This is a genomic window from Enhygromyxa salina, assembly GCF_002994615.1.
Lineage (GTDB): Bacteria > Myxococcota_A > Polyangia > Nannocystales > Nannocystaceae > Plesiocystis > Plesiocystis salina_A.
Window position 1 is genome coordinate 15,772 of the sequence record NZ_PVNK01000167.1, and the last position, 17,822, is coordinate 33,593.

The window sequence follows — 17,822 nt, forward strand, 5'->3', positions numbered from 1 at the left end:
GCCGCCACCGCATGAGCCGTCTGTCGCGGCGCCGAGCGCTGCAGGGTCTGGGCGCGCTGGTCACGGCTGCGACGATCAGCGCGTGTCGAGACGATCCGGACAGCGACGCGGGGGAGGGCGGGACCGGGACCGGGACCGGGAGCGGCGACGGCGACGGCGACGGCGACACGGGCACGGGCAGCGACACGGGCACCGGCACGGACACGGGCACGGACACCGGCACCGAGACGGGGACCGAGACCGGGGACGAGGAGTACGAGGTCTGTGAGGCGAGCGAGCTCAGCCCCGCCGAGCTGCTCTCGGGCATCGACCACATCGTCGTCGTGATGATGGAGAACCGCAGCTTCGACCACTACCTCGGCGGCCTCTCGCTGGCCGAGGGCCGGCCGGTCGATGGGCTCCTCGGCAGCGAGCAAAACCCCACGCTGATGGGCGATCCGGTCTCGGTGTTCAACACCTCCAAGTGGGTCCACGAAGAAGACCCGCCGCACTCGTGGAACGCCTGCCACGCGCAGTTCAACATGGGCGCCAACGACGGCTTCGTGACCGAGCACGAGGGCAAGATCGGCCAGGACTACGCCGAGGTCATGGGCTACTACCTGCGCGAGCAGCTGCCCGTGTACCACGCGCTCGTCGACGAGTACGCCCTGTGTGATCGCTGGTTCGCCTCGGTCATGACCTCGACCTTCCCCAACCGCTTCTATCTGCACTGCGCCGACTCGGACGGGACCCAGGGCAACGACATGATCGAGGGCGTCCCGAGCATCTTCGACCAGCTCGCCGACGCCGGGATCTCGCATCGCTACTACTACGCCAACTTGCCCTTCGTGCTCACCTACGGGGTCCCGGGCAACGCCGAGCACCTCGCCTCGATCGCGGAGTTCTACACCGACGCCGAGAACGGCGAGCTGCCCAGCTTCTGCATCATCGATCCGATCCTGACCGCGGGCCCGACGATCGGCAACGACGACCACCCCCCGGCCGACGTCCGCGAGGGTCAGGCCTTCGTCGCGCTGATCTACGAGGCCCTGGCCGCCAGCCCGCAGTGGGATCGCTGCTTGCTGATCGTGACCTACGACGAGCACGGCGGGTTCTTCGACCACGTGCCCCCGCCGACGACCGTCGACCCCCACCCGGGCTTCGAGCAGCTCGGCTTTCGCGTGCCCAGCATCGTCATCGGGCCCCAGGTCCGGGCGGGCTGCGTCAACGGCACGGTCTTCGATCACGTCTCGGTCGCCGCGACCGTCGCGGCGCGCTGGGGTCTCGACCCGCTCAACGAGCGCGTGGCCGCGACCGCGGATCTGTCGAGCTGCATCGATCCCGATCTGATCGACAACCCGCGCCCGCCGATCTCGCTGCCCAAGGTCACGGTCCCGCTCAGCCCGATCGTCCACGTGCCCGGGGTCAACTTCGGCGGGCAGGTCGAGCTCGCGGCCCTGGTCGCCAAGGGCCAGCGCGGCGGCGATCAGGGCTGGATCCGGGCCTCGCGGGAGACCACCGAGCTGCTGCGCGAGCTCATGGCCAAGCGCTCGGTCGTGCGCTTTTCCTGATCCGGGCCCGGCCCCGGACCCGGACCAGGACCAGGAACACGAGCCCGACGAGGCCGCCGCCGCCCGTGCCGAGCGGCGAGCCGACCGAGCAGCCCCCGCGCTGGCCCTCGCCCTCGCCCTCGCCCTCGCCCTCGGGAGTCGGCTCGACGCAGGTCGGCCCGTCGAGGGGGCAGGGGAGGACGGACACCCGCGCCGTCGCGTGGCCGATCGACTCGCGCCCGCGCGCGTCGGTGATCCGCGCGCGGACGAGGATCTCCGAGTCGGCCGCGGCGATCGGCGCGCGGAGGTCGAGGCTCAGGGGGCCGTCGTCGTCGACCGTGAGGGTGTCGAGGGCCTGCCAGTCGAGCGAGGGCGCGAAGCGGGCCCACTCGAGCTCGACCTGGGCCGGGCCGAGCACGTCGACGCAGGCCTCGACGACGATCGGCGCGCCCGGGTCGAGGGCCTGCTCGTCGACGAGCAGGGCGATCGCCGGGAGGTCTTGCTCGGGGTCGTCGGGGTCGTCGAGGATCTTCACGAAGCCCGGGCGGTCGCGCCACAGGTTCAAGGTCGGCTCGAAGGTGTAGGCGCTGACCGAGTAGACCCCGGGCCCGACCGCGCTCGTGTCCCACTCGACCCCGGCCGCGGCCTGCTCGAAGCTGATCGGGCGGCGGTCGTCGTCGGCGGTGATCCGGGTGAAGCAGTCGGTCCAGATCGTCGACTCGTCGAGGATCTCGCGGTAGCTGACCTCGTCGGCCTCGACCAGGCCGAGCTCGACGCTGCGATCGACGTCGTCGCGGGTGATCCAGGGCGGGAGCAGCTCGGACACCGGGCGCTGGCGGCACAGGGCCACGAACTGGTGGGTGCGGCTGTCGGGGAGCTCGTCGAGGGTCGGCTCGGTGTCCTCGACGGGGATGGTGTAGTCGAAGTGGACGATCGGAGCGTCGACGCTGCGATCGACCACGCGGGCGCACTGCGACGGCCACAGCACGGGCGTGCGCACGTGGGCCTCGTTGGCGGCCGAGGCCGAGGCCGGGGAGGCGAGCGCGGCGCAGACGAGGACGACGATCGGGGCTAGCAGCCCGGGGTGCAATGCATCGTGTCGCCTCGCGCCGGAATTTTCGCGGAGGGCGCGAAGCCAAAACGCGGCTGTACCGGGCGTACTGCAAGTTTTGGCGACAAAGCCCTCGGCGAAAAGGCCAAGCGAGGCGGCGCGAGGGATTGCACCCCGGGCTGCTAGGACGCGTCGCTTCGCCGGTCGCACCGCGCCAGCCTACCAAGACTGGAGCTCACTCGGGCGCGGGCGCGGGCGCGGCCTCGGGCTCGAGCACGGGCATGAGCACGGGCGCGGGGGCGGGCGCGGACAGGTCGAGCTCCGCGAAGTCCTCGAGCTCGGCCTCGAGCTCGGCCTCGTTGGTGTTGCGTGAGAGGCTCTCGCGCAGGGTCAGGATCGACTGCAAGTGCGCGACGACCTGCTCGCCGGTCTCGGGCTGCGCGGGCTGGTAGAGCGACTGAACCGCGTTGACGTAGGCGATCAGGCGCCAGCGCAGCTGATTGCGCAGCTCCCGGTGATCCTGGCCCATGCCTCGTTGCCGGTTCAGGCGATCGTCGATCATGGTCTCGTAGCGAAGCTGGCAGTTGTCGAGGGTTCGCATCAGCTGGGCGCCGACGATGTCCTCGAAGTCCTGGCGCAGGCCCTCTTGCTCGATCATGCGCAGGATCGTCGCCGTCGACTCGGCCTGCTCGACGAAGGTGACCTTGACCAGATCGGACAGGGTCGTCGAGCCAAACACCCGCGTGAGCAGATCGCGGGCGCGCTGGGCCTGCGCGCGCGAGTGGGCGAGCTCGGCCGCGAGGGACTGCTCGTCCGTGAGCATGTCGAGGCCCGAGTGCTCGTAGGCGAGGGCGTCGTCGAGGCGGCGCAGGAGCTGGGCCCAGAGCGCGTCGACGGCTCGATCGAAGCTCATCTCGGTTGCGAGCAGGGCGGGGTTGCTGCCGACGATGCGGGCGATCAGGGCCGCGTTGACGATGTCGACGTAGGCTTGCAGGTTCTCGGCCGCGGCCTCGATCATGCTGTGGGTCTGGGGGAGTTCGCCTCTAAGGATTGTCTTGCACAGACGCAGCAAGATCTTGAGGGAGACATTGGGGATTCGTGCGAGCTCGAGCGCGTAGATGTTCATTGCCCACAACGTTAGTGATGTCTTCGCTTGGCGCCACAATAAATTTCATATTTTTCATCGTTGTGCTGGCCCCTGGTTCGCGCCGCGTGGAGTCGTGCCCAAATTTACAAGCTCATGATTCTTTTTCCGGTCCAGCTGTTGCTCGGCTCGCGCGTCGGCTGAGAACCGGCCGGCGGGATCGTCCGCGCCGGCCTGCGCTGCGGTCGGACTCGCGAGCCCGCCGCGAGCGCGGGGCTGGGCCGCGCAGATGAAGTCGAGGACCCGCGGGCGCCGAGGCTGGGGCGGGCCGAGGCTCCGACTCTTGCTCGGGCCGGGGGTGGTGGCCTCGATTCAGGGTCCCGAGCATGCCCGGAGCCCAGCTTTGTGGATGGCGCGGGCTCGATTGGATGCACGAGGGACCCAATGCGTACCCCCGAGGTGGCCCGCGGGGCGCGTTTGCGCGCCAGGCCGGGCTTGCGCGCTGCACGCGAGCCTTCGCCGACCCCGAGCTCGCGCTCACTCGGGGCTGGCGAGGGCTCGCGGGCCGCGGCGCTCCGGGGCCGGGAGGCTCGGGTTCATCGGCGAGGCGGGTGGTGTGTAGATTCGGCGGGCTCGGAGTCAGTTTGGGGGTGCGATTTTGGGGGTGCGGGGTGCTCGGTGGCCGAGGCGGGTGTGGCAAGGTGGGGGTCGTGAGTGATCCCTGCGCACGCTCGTGGATCGGGCGCCCGTCGTCCGCCTGGGTCGGCCTCGCGCTGGTCTGCCTGGCGCTGAGCTGCCAGGCCCAGCCCGCCGACGAGGGGGGCGGCGCCACCGGCGAGACCACCGAGTCGGCCGCCGACGCGGGCGAGCCCAACCAGGCGCCCGCGGCCCCGAGCCTCGCGAGCCCGGCCGACCAGGCGCTCGAGGTCCCCGTCGTGTCCGAGCTGTGCTGGACCCCGGCCGAAGACCCCAAGGGCGACGAGCTCGGCTACCGCGTGTGGGTTGACGGGGTCGAGCTCGCCAACGGCGAGACCGGCGAGTACGGCTTCACGACCACCTGCACCGGCCCGCTCAACCTCCTCGGCGAGCGCAGCTACAGCTGGCGCGTCCGCGCCTTCGAGCGCGACGACCCGACCGTCGAGTCCCCCGACAGCGAGACCTGGACCTTCACCACGGGCTGGGAGGGCGACACCAAGGTCCTGCTGTTCGACGACTTCTCCGAGGACAGGGGCTGGACCGTCAGCGGCGACGCCCAAAGCGGCGCCTGGGTCCGCGGCGTCCCCCAGCAGGTCTACGATCTCGACGCCGAGCTCGCCCAGCCCGGCGCGTGCCAGGCCGGCCAGTGCTGGTACACCGGAGACAACCCCGGCGGGACCCTCGGCGAGGCCGACGTCGACGGCGGCGCGGTGGTCCTGACCTCGCCGCCTTTCGATCCGAGCGACGCGACCAGCATCAGCGTCTCGCTCGCGCGCTTCTTCTACCGCTCGGATCTGGTCCCGACCGGCGTCAGCCTCGAGCTCGCGCTGCTGGTCCCCGATCCCGACCAGGCCGAGGGCGTGACCGTGCACGTGCTCGACAAGCTCGACGGCGGGGTCGGGGCCTCGCCTCAAAACCTGTGGACCTCGGTCGCGTTCGCGGCCTGCGGGATCGAGCTCGTCCCCGACACGCGCCTGCGCATCACCGCGACCGACCTCGTGGTCCCCGAGGCCGTCTTCGTCGAGGCCGCGATCGACGAGGTCCTGGTCGAGGGCTACCTCGACAGCGACGTCTGCAGCCAGGGCCTGGGCGCGCTGTGTGACCCCGCCGCGCCCGAGGCGGCCTGCGGCGCCGATCTGCTGTGCTGCGCCCAGGGCCCGATCTTCGACGGCGTCTACCGCTGCGACTACCCCGTCGCGGAGCTCGGCGATCTGCCCCCGGTCGAGCAGGGCGGCCCGCTCTTTGGCCCGCTCGGCTGCGACGCCCCCGATCTGACCGTGCTCGACTGGGATCTGGAGGTCTACACCCAGCTGATCTGGGTCGCGCCCGACTCGTGCTCGCTCTACGAGGGCTGCGTCGACGGCGACGGCTGGCGCACGGTCCTGCGCTTCGACACCAAGACCGCCAACGTCGGCTCGCGCGACCTGATCCTCGGGATCCCCGCCAACCATCCCGATCTCTTCACCTACTCGCCCTGCCACGAGCACTACCACTTCGACAACTACGCCACCTACTATCTGCTCGACGGCGACGACGTCGTCGCCGCCGGACACAAGCAGGCCTTTTGTCTGGTCGACTGGGAGAGCTGGGCCTGGGACGGCCTCGGGCCCGAGGACCGGGTCTACACCTGCTTCAACCAGGGCCTGTCGCTGGGCTGGTCCGACACCTACGCCGCCCAGCTCGACTGCCAGTGGATCGACGTGACGGATGTGCCGGCCGGCGACTACACGCTGCGCATGGAGATCAACCTGCCGCCCGAGGGCAAGTCGCACTCGACCCTGGTCGAGCGCCGCTACGACAACAACGTGCTCGAGATCCCTGTGGTCGTCGACTGAGGGGTGGCCCGAATCCGGGCCACCCTCAAAGCTCATATCGACATTGTGAGTGTCTCGCTTGACGCGCTGCCATGCTCGTGACAACGAATGTTCATGTCGGTGACCGCGCTGTTTCTCGACTCGCTGCGCACGTTTCTAATCAAACGTGCGGCTCGACCGATGCTTGACTACACATTAACGATACTCGACGAGGAGCTTCGCAAGCTCGACGATGTCTCGCCACCCCCCGAATGGCAGGGAGGACGTCTCACGCCGGAGCAGCGACAATTCGTCGCCATGCTCCCGGCTCTCCAAGGGGATGTCTCCACCACGTCCCACGTTCGTTCCTGGCTACGACAGGCTCCCAAACGGGGCATCATCTTGCTCGGCCCCTCTGGCGTGGGCAAGTCCCAGATCGACTTACGATTGCGAGGCAAAGCGCCCCGAGAAGATATCTTGTACACCGCAGAGGACGAAGCCCGTCGTCTGGTGCTGCAGGGCCGCCGAGTCCCCCTGCTGGACACGCCCGGCGAGCCTCGCCACGCCATGAGCGGCTACGCGAACGTGCTCGACGTCATGGTCGGCAGCGAGCCACCCGCGATCGCGGTCATCGTCGTTGCGGGCGGATATCTGGCCACGTCGATGCCCGAGCTCCGCGCGACCTTCATTCGCCCGAACTCTCGGGCCAAACCCGTCGCTCACACGACCGATGAGTTCGTCTCGAAGTGTCGAGAAGAAGAGGCGACCTACCTTCGAGAACTCGTCGACCACTGCCGGGCGCACGCGCAAACCAAGGGAATCGAGCCGGTGCCACAGCAGCGTTTGCGATCCGTGATTACTGTCGTCAACAAGCGGGACTTGTGGGGCGCCACGTCGAGCGAACAGGCTGCGACCCTCGCCCGGTACCGTGACCCCGACAGCGCCTTTGGTGTGGCTTTGCAGGAGTTTCGGGATGCCTTCGGGGCCCCAGACCAACACTCCCACGACGTGCTCCCTCTGTTCACCCACGCCAACGGCTTTCACCCCGACCCCACGATCGCGGCGCAGGCGCTCACGCCCTTCCACTCGGCGCTTGATGCGCTGATTCTGAGAACTCTGGTCAGTTACCGCTATACTGGTGGTGGACGGATCCCCTGAGTGCCACGCCCCACCCAAGACCAGCGCGACCAAGTCAGCCGCTACGCCGAGATCCTCCGTGCCCAGCAGGACACTCGGGCAGAGCGCGCTGCGTTGGCCAGTGAGACGGCGTGGGGCGCTGCGACCTCTCTTGTCCTGACCGTCATCATGCTGCTCGTCGCGTTTTGGTTCACATCACCAGGCTCGAGGGCCTTTGGTGTTGCGGTCGGCGTCGCGCTTTGCAGCTCCTTGCTGGGCCCCGTGGTGACGGGGTTGTTCTTGCGGCGCAGTCAGCTCCGCCAACGCCGAGCCGCGGAGCGGCTCGTGAGCCTCCAGCATGAGGACGAGTTCACGTCGGTCGACCGGATCTGACCCCGATCGACTAGCACCCCGGGCTGCTAGAGCTCGGCCCGTGACTACAGCTCCATCAGGAGCTGCTGGCCGCGCTCGCGCAGCTCCAAGCTGTCTTGGACCCACGTGATGAACAGCCGCGCGACGTCGCCATCGAACTCGAAGGCCTCGGCGAGCGTGAGCAGGGCGTCGAGCTCACCGTCGACGAGCACGTTGTCGGCCATCGCGGCGCACACGGCCTGGTAGTACAAGAAGATCCGCGCCTCGCGGTGCTTGACGCCCTTGGCGACCTCGACGATGTCGCGGGGAGCGTCGAACTCGTGGCGCACGCGATCGCGCTCCTCGGGGAGCAGCATCATTTGCCCCATCAGCTCTTCGACGAAGTGACGCTCGCTGTCGGCGACGTCGTCGTCCTTGGACGCCATGATGGCGACGCAGCGGGCGACGGCGACTTGTTCCTCGGGCGTGATCAGCTCGGCAATGGGGAAATCGAACATGGCTCGGCGCGCAGCGTACCCCACGGACCGCGGTACTGACCAGGCCCTTCGCTGACCGCCTCAGAACACCCATCCCAGCCCCGCGCCAGCGTCATATATCCCGGATCCGCCCCCTCCACCGTCGATCCCCGGGATCAGCGAGTAGCTCACGGTCGCCTCGATGAGCAGGAAGAGGTGGGCGGTGAGAGTGATCGCAACGCCAGGGCCGATCCCGAACACGGCCCCGGGGTTCCAGCGCCCCTCGGCGAGGATCGTTGGATCAGCCTGGCCGGGCTCGTCGCGCAGCTGGGCCTCGCGGTGGTGGAGGGCGAGGCCGGCCGAGAGCCGCAGCCAGCCCCACAGCCCACCCCGGGCGCCGCCGAGGCGCAGCTCGGGCACGACGCGCAGGCGGCTGCGCTCGACCTCGGCGCAAAAAGGGGCGCAGCTGTCGGTCTGGGGGAACACGAAGCCGACGTCGACGAGGTGGTCGAAGTCGAGCCCGAGCGCGATTCGAAACTCGTCCTCGGAGCCCCAGAGGTAGCCGGCGCCGAGGCCCCAGCGGCCGTGCTGGCGCAGATACTCGGCCGAGCTGATCGCGTAGCCGCCGAGCCCGAACACGTAGGGCCCCCGAAAATCTTGCCGCTCGCGCGTGGGGGGATCGGTGAGCGCTTCGGGGGTCGCGCTCGGCGGCTCGGGCTTGGGCTCGGGCTCGGGCTCGGGCTCGGGCTCGGGCTCGGGCTCGGGCAGTCGGGCCCACTCGCAGGCCAAGAAGGTGGAGTCGAAGCTCGGCTCGCAGCGGCGCGGATAGTAAAAGCGCAGCTCGACCCGGCGGTTGCGGGCCTTGGCGTCGTCGTCGGAGCCCGGGTCGCTGGCGTCCCACTCGCCCCGGGCCTCGACGTGGACGCGGGCGTCGAGCTGTGCCTCGGTGCCCCCAGCCGCGACGATCCGGGCGCGGACGTGCTCGGCGCGGCGCCGCGAGAGCGCGCGGTTGTAGCCCTCGGTGTTGTCTTCGTCGGCGTGGCCGATGATCAGCAGGTGGAGGTCCGGATCCTCGCGCAGCGCGTGCGCGGCGTCGTCGAGCTCGCGCTGCGATCGAGGGTCGCGCAGCTGGTCGTCGTCGACCGCGAACTGCACGGGGGCGGCGGCCGGCAAGCTCACGCACGCGGCGCTCGTCATCAGCAGCGCAGCGACGCACGCGGCATGCGGCCTGGACCGGATCATCTCGTCTACCCGCTAGCCTACCTCAGCGCGCCGATCCGCGGGGTCTGAGCGCGTCGATTTTGCGAGCGAGGGCCTCGGCGTGGAAACCAGGCAATTGGCAGCCTACCCTGGTCGGCGATGCGCGTGGCGATAACCGGGGCCAGCGGACTGATCGGCGGGGCGCTTAGCGACGCGCTGCGCGAGCGCGGGGATGAGGCCGTCGGCATCTCGCGCAAGCGGGGCGGCTCCACGATCCTCTGGGATCCGCACGCGGGCTTCGAGCACGGCGACGCGCTGTCGGGCTTCGACGCCGTGGTCAACCTCGCGGGCGAGAGCATCGCCGGGCGCTGGACCGCGGCGAAGAAGGCCCGGATCCGTGACAGCCGGGTGCGCGGGACCCAGACGATCATCGAGGCCCTCGCCCAGGCCAGCCCGCGGCCGAAGGTCCTCGTCAACGCCTCGGCGGTCGGGCTCTACGGCGACCGCGGCGACGAGGTCCTGTCCGAGCGCAGCGACCCGGGGCGATCCGACGCGTTCTTGGTCGAGGTCACGCAGGCCTGGGAGGCGACGGCGCGCACGGTCGAGGCCCTCGACGAGCCCGGGGTGCGCCTGTGCCTCGCCCGCTTCGGGGTCGTCCTCGACGGACACGGCGGCGCGCTCGCCAAGATGCTCACCCCCTTTCGCCTCGGCCTCGGCGGCAAGATCGGCAGCGGCGAGCAGTGGATGGCCTGGGTCCACCGCCAGGACGTCGTCGACGCCCTGCTGTTCATGCTCGATCACGACGACGCCCGCGGAGCCTTCAACGTCGTGGCGCCCAACCCGGTCCGCAACGCCGACTTCACCGACTCGCTCGCGCGGGTGCTCCACCGGCCCAGCATCGTGCCGCTGCCCAAGCTGGCCGTGCGCGCGCTGCTCGGCCAGATGGGCGACGCGCTGCTGCTGCAGGGCCAGCGCGTCGCGCCGATGCGCTTGCTCGAGGCCGGCTTCGAGTTCAGCTACCCCGAGCTCGAGCCAGCCCTGCGGGGGCTATTATAGCCCGCGCTCCCAGCCCCGGCGCTGCTTCGCAGCACCGCAACCTCGCTTCGCTCGGCCCCCTGGGCTGGGAACGCGGGGAAAATAGCCCCCGCTCCCAGCCCCGGCGCTGCTTCGCAGCACCGCAACCTCGCTTCGCTCGGCCCCCTGGGCTGGGAACGCGGGGAAAATAGCCCCCGCTCACAGCCCCGGCGCTGCTTCGCAGCACCGCAACCTCGCTTCGCTCGGCCCCCTGGGCTGGGAACGCGGGGAAAATAGCCCCCGCTCACAGCCCCCGCGGGGGGCATCACTCGGCGGTGACGGTGGCGGGCAGGGCCTGCTTGCGGGCGTGGGCCTGCCTCGCGGCCTCGAGCTTGGCCTCGTCGATCGTGCCGTCGGCTGCGAAGGCGTCGAGCTGCTTGCTGACCGAGGCGAGGTAGCGCTGCTTCTCGTGGAAGGGCAAGAACGCGCTCTTGAACCCGTTGATGATGATCTGGTGGATGTCCGAGAAGCTCAGCCCGATCTGGGTGTGGGCCAGCCACAGCTCCTTGGACACCGTGGTGTCGGTGATCAGGCGGTTGTCGGTGTTGATGGTCACGCGCGCGCCGAGGTTCTTGTAGAGGCGCAGCGGGTGGGTCTCGAGCGAGGCGATGGCCCCGGTCTGGACGTTGGACGAGGGGCAGCACTCGAGCGGGATGCGGTGATCGACGACGTAGTGGAGCAGGTCCCCGTCCTCGCGCAGGCGGCAGCCGTGGCCGATCCGGTGGGCGCCGCAGTCGTGCAGCGCCTGGGCGATCGACGGGGGCCCGTAGGCCTCGCCCGCGTGGATCGTGACGTTGATGTTGTTGCGCCGGACCAGCGCGAAGGCCTCTTGGTGGTCCTTGGCCGGGTAGTCGTACTCGGCCCCGGCGAGGTCGAAGCCGACGACGCCGCGGCCCTTGTAGGCGACCACGAGCTCGGCCATCTCGAGGCTGCTCTCGGGCGAGATGTTGCGGATCCCGCACAGGATCAGCTTGCTCTCGATGCCGTGGTCGGTCTCGGCGTCGTGGAGCCCGCGGAGCACGGTCTCGACGACCTCGGTCAGGCGCAGGTCCTCGCGGACGTGGAGCATCGGCGAGTAGCGGACCTCCATGTAGCGCACGTTCTCGGCCGCGGCGTCCTCGGCGAGCTCGTAGGCCACGCGGTACAGGGCGTCCTCGGTCTGGAGCACGCGCAAGGTGATGTCGAAGGCCTCGAGATACTTGACGAGGCTGCCGGTGTTCTCGCCCGCGTGGAGGGCCGAGCGCAGCCCGGGCACGTCGGTGGCCGGGAGCTCGAGGCCCTGCTCGTTGGCGAGCTCCAAGATGGTCTCGACCCGCAGCGACCCGTCGAGATGGACGTGTAGATCGGTCTTGGGCAGGCGTTGGAAAAATGACAGAGGGAGCTCGTTCACCTGCGGCCCACCATAGCGCACCGCGAGGACCCCGTCAGCGGGGCGCCTGTTCAGAAACCTTTGATCGTGCGCTCGCTTGGGCGGCGCGCCGGTCAGACCCGGACCCGGGCCTCGAATCGACCGTCGCGCTCGGCGTGGCGGGCGAGGAGCTCGTCGAGCTGCGCGAGGTAGTCGTCGACCTGCTCGGGCGCCCGCCCGACGTAGTGGTCGGGCGCGAGGCTGTGCTCGCTGACGTGGGGCCCGAGCTCGGGGTCGGCACGCATCCGGGCGACGAGGTCGTTGGCGCGTCCGGCCTTGAGCTCGGCCGCGGCCTCGAGGCTGAGCTCGCGGATGCGCTCGTGCAGGGCCTGGCGATCCCCGCCGGCCTCGACCGCGCGCATGAGCACGTTCTCGGTCGCCATGAAGGGCAGCTCGTCGGCCATGTTCTTGCGCAGCATCGCCGGGTTGACGACGAGCCCGGCGCTGACGTCGACGACCAGGTTGAGGATCGCGTCGGTCGCCAGGAAGGCCTCGGTCAGGACCAGGCGGCGGTTGGCGCTGTCGTCGAGGGTCCGCTCCAACCATTGGTTGGCGTGGGTCTCTCGCGGGCTGGTCGCGAGGGAGTGGACGAAGCGAGCGAGAGAGCAGATCCGTTCGCTGCGCATCGGGTTGCGCTTGTAGGCCATCGCCGACGAGCCGATCTGCTTGGTCCCGAAGGGCTCCTCGAGCTCGCGCTCGTGGGCGAGCAGGCGCATGTCGGTCGCAAACTTGGCCGCCGAGCCCGCGACGTCGGCCAGGGTCGAGACCACCCAGGTGTCGAGCTTGCGGGTGTAGGTCTGGCCCGACACGGGGATCGAGCGCTCGAAGCCCATGGCCTCGCAGACCCGGCGGTCGAGCTCGCGGACCTTGGCGTGGGCGTCGTCGGCGCCCGCGAAGAGCTGGAGGAAGGAGGCCTGGGTGCCCGTGGTGCCCTTGACCCCGCGCAGCGGCAGGCGGCCGACGAGCTGCTCGAGGCTGTCGAGGTCGTAGGCGAAGTCCTGGGCCCACAGGCACGCGCGCTTGCCGACAGTCGTCAGCTGCGCGGGCTGGAAGTGGGTGTAGGCCTGGATCGGCTCGGCCCGCCACTGGGCGGCGAAGGCCCGGAGCTGCTTCAGGGTCGTGTAGAGCCGATCCATGATCAGCTCGAGCCCGGCGCGGAGCATCACGAGCTCGGCGTTGTCGGTCACGAAGCAGCTGGTCGCGCCGAGGTGGATGATCTTGGCGGCCTCGGGCCCGGCGAGCTCGCCGTAGTGGTGGACGTGGGCCATGACGTCGTGGCGCAAGCTGGCCTCGAGCTCGGCCACGCGGCCAAAATCGATCTCGGCGCGGGTCCGCTCGAGCGCCGCGAGCTGCTCGTCGTCGATCCCGACCCCGAGCGCGGCCTCGGCCCGGGCGAGGGCGATCCACAGGTCGCGCCACAGCAGCGCCCGCCGCCGATCGGAGAAATTCGCCAGCATCTCCCGGGTCGCGTAGCGGCTCGACAGGGGGCTGCGGTAGTCCGGATCCGGGTCGTTTGGCGCGCTCACCGAGGCAGGATATCGCCCGCGCCTGGGGCCACAAGCCCGGGGCTGAGTTATGCTCCACGCCGACGCTGCCCCCCGCGAGGTCGACACGATCACCGAACAGGTGAGGGATTTCACGTCATCGCCTCGACCGTCGCTCGGCGCGCCGGGCGAGGGGCCGGCCCCCAACCGGCCTCAGATACCCGAAAGGATGACCCTCAGGGCGCTTTCGGCCCCCGACCCCTCCGGGGGGAATCCCTCAGGAATAGCGATGAGCGAGTCCAGTTCAGACCCCGCAATGGAAGCAGCCGCCAGGCGCGAGTTCGAACAAACCGCCCTCCCTCTCACTGACAACCTCTACGGCGCAGCGATGCGCCTGACCCGTGACCCCGCGGAGGCCGAGGATCTCGTCCAAGATGCGATGGTCCGGGCGTTTCGGTTTTGGGACACCTTCAAGCAGGGCACGAACATCAAGGCCTGGCTGTTCACCATCCTGCGCAACACCTTCATCAACGGCTATCACCGCCGCGGCCGCAAGCGCCGGTTCCAGAACGACGTCAGCGCGCAGGTGCGCTCGCTCGGGCCCGCGGTCGCAACCGGGAACTCGACCAGCCACCCGCCGGGGCCCGAAGAGGCCGTGAACTCGCAGATCACGCGGGCGAGGATCCGCGAGGCCCTCGACTCGCTGCCGCCGGACTACCGCCTCGCCGTGACCCTCGCCGACCTCGAGGGGCTGTCCTACAAAGAGATCGCCGAGGTCATGGACTGCCCGATCGGCACGGTCATGAGCCGCATCTACCGCGGGCGCAAGATCCTCCACAAGCTCCTCTACGACCACGCCGTCGAGATCGGGATGGTCGACGAGGGCGACCCACCGGCCGGACAGCGCGGCTCGAGCCGGGCTCGCAAGGGCTCGAAGCCCGCGCGCGAAGAGACTACCGAGAAGATATCGACCAAGGACGCCGTCGACCTCGCGGCGTATCGGGATCGGAGAAGGAAAGCATGACTTTGGAACCAGTCGACCCGGATCACGCCGAGGTTGTGGCGCTGCTGCAGCCCTTCGTCGATGGCGAGCTGTCGGACGACGAGCACGAGCTCGTGGCCCGACAGATCGCAATCAACCCGGAGTACCAGGCGATCGTGCGCGAGCAGCAAGGCGTCCGCGCGGCCCTGCGATCGCTCGAGCGCGAGCTCGCGCCGGCCGGACTGCGCGAGCGGATCCTCGCCGATCTCGACGCCGTCGAGGCCGAGCAGCGCGCGGCCGAGCAGCGCGGGTGGTTTGCGCCGGTCGTCGGTCGCATCAAGGCCTTCGGGCGCGGCGCGATGCTGATGGTCCCGGCCGCGGCCGCGGCCGCGGTGCTCTTTGTCGTGGCCAACAACGCCGGCTGGCTCGAGGGTGGCCTCGGCGGCGGCGGCGTCGGGCTCGACGGGGCCCTCGTCGAGGGCGGCATGGCCCACTCGATCGAGCTGTCCAAGCGCGGCGGCGGCGACCACGACGACGCGCAGCCCGAGCCCCAGCCGAGCGTCGCCGCGACGCCCCCCGCCGCGACGCCCCCCGCCGCAGCCGCGGGCCGGGTCGCCTCGGGGTCGGAGCTCCCGAGCGCCGCGGACCTGAGCGAGAACCTCGGGTTCGCCGTCCAGGTCGCGCCGCCGCGATCCTTGCCCGCCGACGTGGCGCTGGTCAGCGACTCCGAGCGGGCGCCGGGCTCATCGGCGATGGTTCGCTACCGTGACGGTGGCGGGGCGGTCATGGTCGACCGTCAGCGCCGGGCAGGCGTCGCTCCGCTGCATGGGCTTCGGCAGTCCTTCCGCGGTCACGACTACTACCTCGCCCGCGATGCCCAGGGCCGCGCGCAGCTGGAATTCGAGCTCGGCCGCGTGCATCATGGCTTCATCCTCGAGGGCGGAGACGCGCGAGTCGGCGCGGGCGTCAGCGTCGACGAGCCAGATTTTCATGGCCTCCTGATCGTGGCCGACGCGCTCCGGCGCGCCCACGAGGGCTGAGCTGGCAGGCCACCGAGGTCGGGCTTTGGCCTAGCAGCCCGGGGTGCAATGCCTAGCGCCGCCTCGCTTGGCCTTTTCGCCGAGGGCTTTGTCGCCAAAACTTGCAGTACGCCCGGTACAGCGGCGTTTTGGCTTCGCGCTCTCGGCGCAAATTCCGGCGCGAGGCGACACGATGCATTGCACCCCGGGCTGCTAGCACAGACTCCGGGTGCCAGGTTGCAAATCGCCTGGATGCCCGCTCGGACCGGCCCACCTCGTCAAATTCGAGGTCCGATCGCGGGGCTGGTGAAGGGCTCCCGGGACCTCGCGGAGCACCCCCTCGCGCCGTCCCGTTTGGCCTTTCGCCGAGGGCTGTGTCGCCAAAACTTGCAGTGGTCGGCCCACTTCAAGTTTTGGCGACACAGCCCTCGACGAAAAATCCGGCGCGAGGCGACACGATGGGTTGCGCCACGGGCTCCTAGAGCAGATAATCTCGCTTCCCGTGTTCGCCGCGCTGATTATCGACGCCGACGCCAACGCCCGCACCGTGATCGAGAGCTCGCTGACCCCCTACGGTCTGGAGTTCACGACCTCGCATGAGCCGACCGAGGCGATGACGCTCGCGCGCACCGTCACGCCCGACATCATCTTCTTGCGAGTCGAGCTGCCCGGGGCTTCGGGCTTCTCGGTCTGCAACAAGCTGCGGCGCAACGACGAGACCAAGTACATCCCGCTGATCATGTACGCGTCGGACGTCGCCGATGACGTGTTCGCCCAGCACGGCAAGCTCAAGACTCGCGCCGACGAGTACATGCGCCTGCCGGTCACCGGTGACACCTTGCTCGACACCGTGCGAACCCTGCTGCCGCTGCCCGGCGAGCCGATCACGCCGCCGCCCGGCAGCAACGGCGAGACCGCCGCCGCCGCGACCGCCGCCGCCACGATCGCCGTCGAGGACGACGACGACCTCATCGAGGAGGTCGATCTCGACGCCGACTTCGGGGACATCGACTTCGACGAGAGCGAGGACGAGCCGGTCGCCGAGCTCGCCGCGGAGCCGATCGCCGAGCTCGCGGACGAGCCGGTCGCCGAGCCGGTCGCGGAGCCGGTCGCCGAGCTCGCGGCCGAGCCGGTCATCGATCTCGCGGCCGAGACCGACGCGGCGTTCGACGCCCTGACCTTCGCCGACGACGACGACGACGAGTTCGAGGTCCCGCCAGACGAGGCCATCCAGGCCGGGGACTTCGAGCCGGAGCCGGCACCCGAGCCCGAGCCGGAGTTCGAAGCCGAGCCGGAGTTCGAAGCCGAGCCGGAGCCCGAGCCGGAGCCCGAGCCCGAGCCCGAGCCGGCACCCGAGCGGGACGAGGTCTCGGTCGAGCTCGAGCCGGCCACCTCGGCGGCGCCAGACCGCCGCGAGCGTGAGACCTCGAGCGGCAACCTGTCGGCGCGACGCGAGGTCTTGCGCCTCAAGTCCGAGCTCAACAAAAAAGAGCGCGAGCTCCTGTCCCTGCGCGACGACCTCGAGCACAAGGACCGGGCGATCCTCGACGCCAAGCATCGCAGCCGTCAGCTCGAGGCGCAGGTCAGCGAGGCCGAGGGCCGCGCGCTGCAGCTCGAAGAGCAGATCATCGAGGCCCAGGAGCAGAGCGAGGCCGCGGGCCGCAACGCCGAGACCACGCGCAAGCGCGAGGAGGGGCTCAAGAACCGGCTCGAGGTCGCCCAGAACAAGGTCAAGGATCTCGAGGCCAAGCTCGACGAGGCCGACAAGTCCCGGGCCGAGTTCGAAGGCGCCAAGACCGAGCTCGCGAGCAAGGCCGCGGAGTTCGAGGCCCAGGCGCAGCAGCTCGAGGCCGAGCTCGGCTCGACCCAGGCCGAGCGCGACGCGCTGACGAGCGAGCTCGATGAGCAAAAGACCGCGCTCGCGGAGCTCGGTCAGAAGCTCGAGGCGGCCGAGGCTCAGCTCAGCGAGCAAGCTCAGCAGCTCGAGGCCGCGCAAGCTCAGGCCAACGAGCTGCGCGGGGAACTCGGCGAGAAGCTCGAGGCGGCCGAGGCTCAGCTCGCTGAACGCGACGAGCAGCTCGCCGAGCTCCAGGCCAAGATCGCCAGCCAAACCGAGGAGAGCCGGTCGGAGCTCGAGTTCCTCGAGCAGCGCGCGGATCAGATGCGGATCCAGATGAAGGAGGCCGCCGAGGCCGCCGAGGCCGCAAAGGCGGACGCCGAGGCCGCGAAGGCGGCCGCCGCGAGCGAGAAGCAGGCGCTCGACGAGCAGCTCGCCGAGGGCCAGGCTTCGATCGAGCGCCTCGAGGGCGAGCTGGCCACGGCGCGGTCCGAGGCCCAGGAGCTCGAGTCCACCCTCGGACAGCGCCTCGCCTCGCTCGAGGCCAAGCAAGGCGAGCTCGAGCAACAGCTCGCGGCTCGGACAGACGCAGCCCAGCGCGCCCAGCAGGCCCTGGCCGTGGCCTTGAAGGTACTCGATTGAGCTCCACGAGCTCGGTCATTCCTTTGCGCTTGCGTGCGCGGATGACCGCGGTCACGTTGTGCCCTCAGCTCGAGAGAGCC

Annotated in this window: 14 protein-coding genes; 8 read left to right on the forward strand and 6 right to left on the reverse strand. The window is 69.9% G+C overall.

What is annotated here, in order from left to right; all coding sequences use genetic code 11:
- Positions 1 to 11: 11 nt before the first annotated feature.
- On the forward strand, positions 12 to 1,550 hold the full coding sequence (locus tag ENSA5_RS19055; protein WP_106393107.1) for an alkaline phosphatase family protein: 1,539 nt from the start codon (positions 12 to 14) through the stop codon (positions 1,548 to 1,550).
- Here the strand turns inward: ENSA5_RS19055 and ENSA5_RS19060 are convergent.
- Together ENSA5_RS19060 and ENSA5_RS19065 are read right to left on the reverse strand one after the other, a co-directional pair.
- On the reverse strand, positions 1,516 to 2,619 hold the full coding sequence (locus tag ENSA5_RS19060) for a hypothetical protein (protein ID WP_106393108.1): 1,104 nt from the start codon (positions 2,617 to 2,619) through the stop codon (positions 1,516 to 1,518). The two genes, ENSA5_RS19055 and ENSA5_RS19060, sit on opposite strands and share 35 nt — an antisense overlap.
- Positions 2,620 to 2,815: 196 nt before the next feature.
- A complete protein-coding gene (locus tag ENSA5_RS19065) occupies positions 2,816 to 3,706 on the reverse strand; it encodes a hypothetical protein (protein WP_106393109.1) in 891 nt (296 codons plus the stop codon).
- Positions 3,707 to 4,374: 668 nt separating this feature from the next.
- Here ENSA5_RS19065 and ENSA5_RS19070 point away from each other — a divergent pair.
- The 3 genes from ENSA5_RS19070 (at position 4,375) to ENSA5_RS19080 (ending at position 7,662) form a co-directional block, all read left to right on the forward strand.
- Positions 4,375 to 6,195 (forward strand): lysyl oxidase family protein, encoded by a 1,821-nt coding sequence (locus ENSA5_RS19070; protein WP_146155870.1) that lies wholly within the window; start codon positions 4,375 to 4,377, stop codon positions 6,193 to 6,195.
- An 87-nt stretch (positions 6,196 to 6,282) separates the two neighbouring features.
- A complete protein-coding gene (locus ENSA5_RS19075; RefSeq protein WP_106393111.1) occupies positions 6,283 to 7,311 on the forward strand; it encodes a hypothetical protein in 1,029 nt (342 codons plus the stop codon).
- The gene (locus ENSA5_RS19080) at positions 7,312 to 7,662 is read left to right on the forward strand and encodes a hypothetical protein (RefSeq protein ID WP_106393112.1); all 351 of its coding nucleotides are present in this window, start codon (positions 7,312 to 7,314) and stop codon (positions 7,660 to 7,662) included.
- Positions 7,663 to 7,706: 44 nt separating this feature from the next.
- Here ENSA5_RS19080 and ENSA5_RS19085 read toward each other — a convergent pair whose 3' ends face one another.
- Positions 7,707 to 8,138 (reverse strand): tellurite resistance TerB family protein, encoded by a 432-nt coding sequence (locus ENSA5_RS19085; RefSeq protein ID WP_106393113.1) that lies wholly within the window; start codon positions 8,136 to 8,138, stop codon positions 7,707 to 7,709.
- Between the two features lie 60 nt (positions 8,139 to 8,198).
- The gene (locus tag ENSA5_RS19090; protein ID WP_106393114.1) at positions 8,199 to 9,338 is read right to left on the reverse strand and encodes an OmpA family protein; all 1,140 of its coding nucleotides are present in this window, start codon (positions 9,336 to 9,338) and stop codon (positions 8,199 to 8,201) included.
- 117 nt (positions 9,339 to 9,455) lie between these two features.
- Here ENSA5_RS19090 and ENSA5_RS19095 point away from each other — a divergent pair, with 117 nt between their 5' ends.
- Entirely contained in the window at positions 9,456 to 10,352 is an 897-nt protein-coding gene (locus tag ENSA5_RS19095) for a TIGR01777 family oxidoreductase (RefSeq protein WP_106393115.1), read from the forward strand.
- Between the two features lie 283 nt (positions 10,353 to 10,635).
- Here ENSA5_RS19095 and add read toward each other — a convergent pair whose 3' ends face one another.
- Both add and purB read right to left on the reverse strand, forming a co-directional pair.
- Positions 10,636 to 11,760 (reverse strand): adenosine deaminase, encoded by a 1,125-nt coding sequence (add, locus tag ENSA5_RS19100; protein WP_106393116.1) that lies wholly within the window; start codon positions 11,758 to 11,760, stop codon positions 10,636 to 10,638.
- A 92-nt stretch (positions 11,761 to 11,852) separates the two neighbouring features.
- Positions 11,853 to 13,304 carry an adenylosuccinate lyase gene (gene purB, locus ENSA5_RS19105; protein WP_258182924.1) on the reverse strand — a complete coding sequence of 484 codons (1,452 nt, stop codon included), beginning with the start codon at positions 13,302 to 13,304 and terminating at the stop codon, positions 11,853 to 11,855.
- A 274-nt stretch (positions 13,305 to 13,578) separates the two neighbouring features.
- Here purB and ENSA5_RS19110 point away from each other — a divergent pair, with 274 nt between their 5' ends.
- The 3 genes from ENSA5_RS19110 (at position 13,579) to ENSA5_RS19120 (ending at position 17,742) form a co-directional block, all read left to right on the forward strand.
- Positions 13,579 to 14,286 (forward strand): sigma-70 family RNA polymerase sigma factor, encoded by a 708-nt coding sequence (locus tag ENSA5_RS19110; protein WP_258182925.1) that lies wholly within the window; start codon positions 13,579 to 13,581, stop codon positions 14,284 to 14,286.
- On the forward strand, positions 14,283 to 15,284 hold the full coding sequence (locus tag ENSA5_RS19115; RefSeq protein WP_146155871.1) for an anti-sigma factor family protein: 1,002 nt from the start codon (positions 14,283 to 14,285) through the stop codon (positions 15,282 to 15,284). Before ENSA5_RS19110 ends, ENSA5_RS19115 begins: the two co-directional genes overlap by 4 nt.
- Positions 15,285 to 15,765: 481 nt before the next feature.
- Complete coding sequence (locus tag ENSA5_RS19120; RefSeq protein WP_181197923.1) at positions 15,766 to 17,742, forward strand: response regulator; 1,977 nt, start codon at positions 15,766 to 15,768, stop codon at positions 17,740 to 17,742.
- The last annotated feature ends 80 nt before the right edge of the window (positions 17,743 to 17,822 follow it).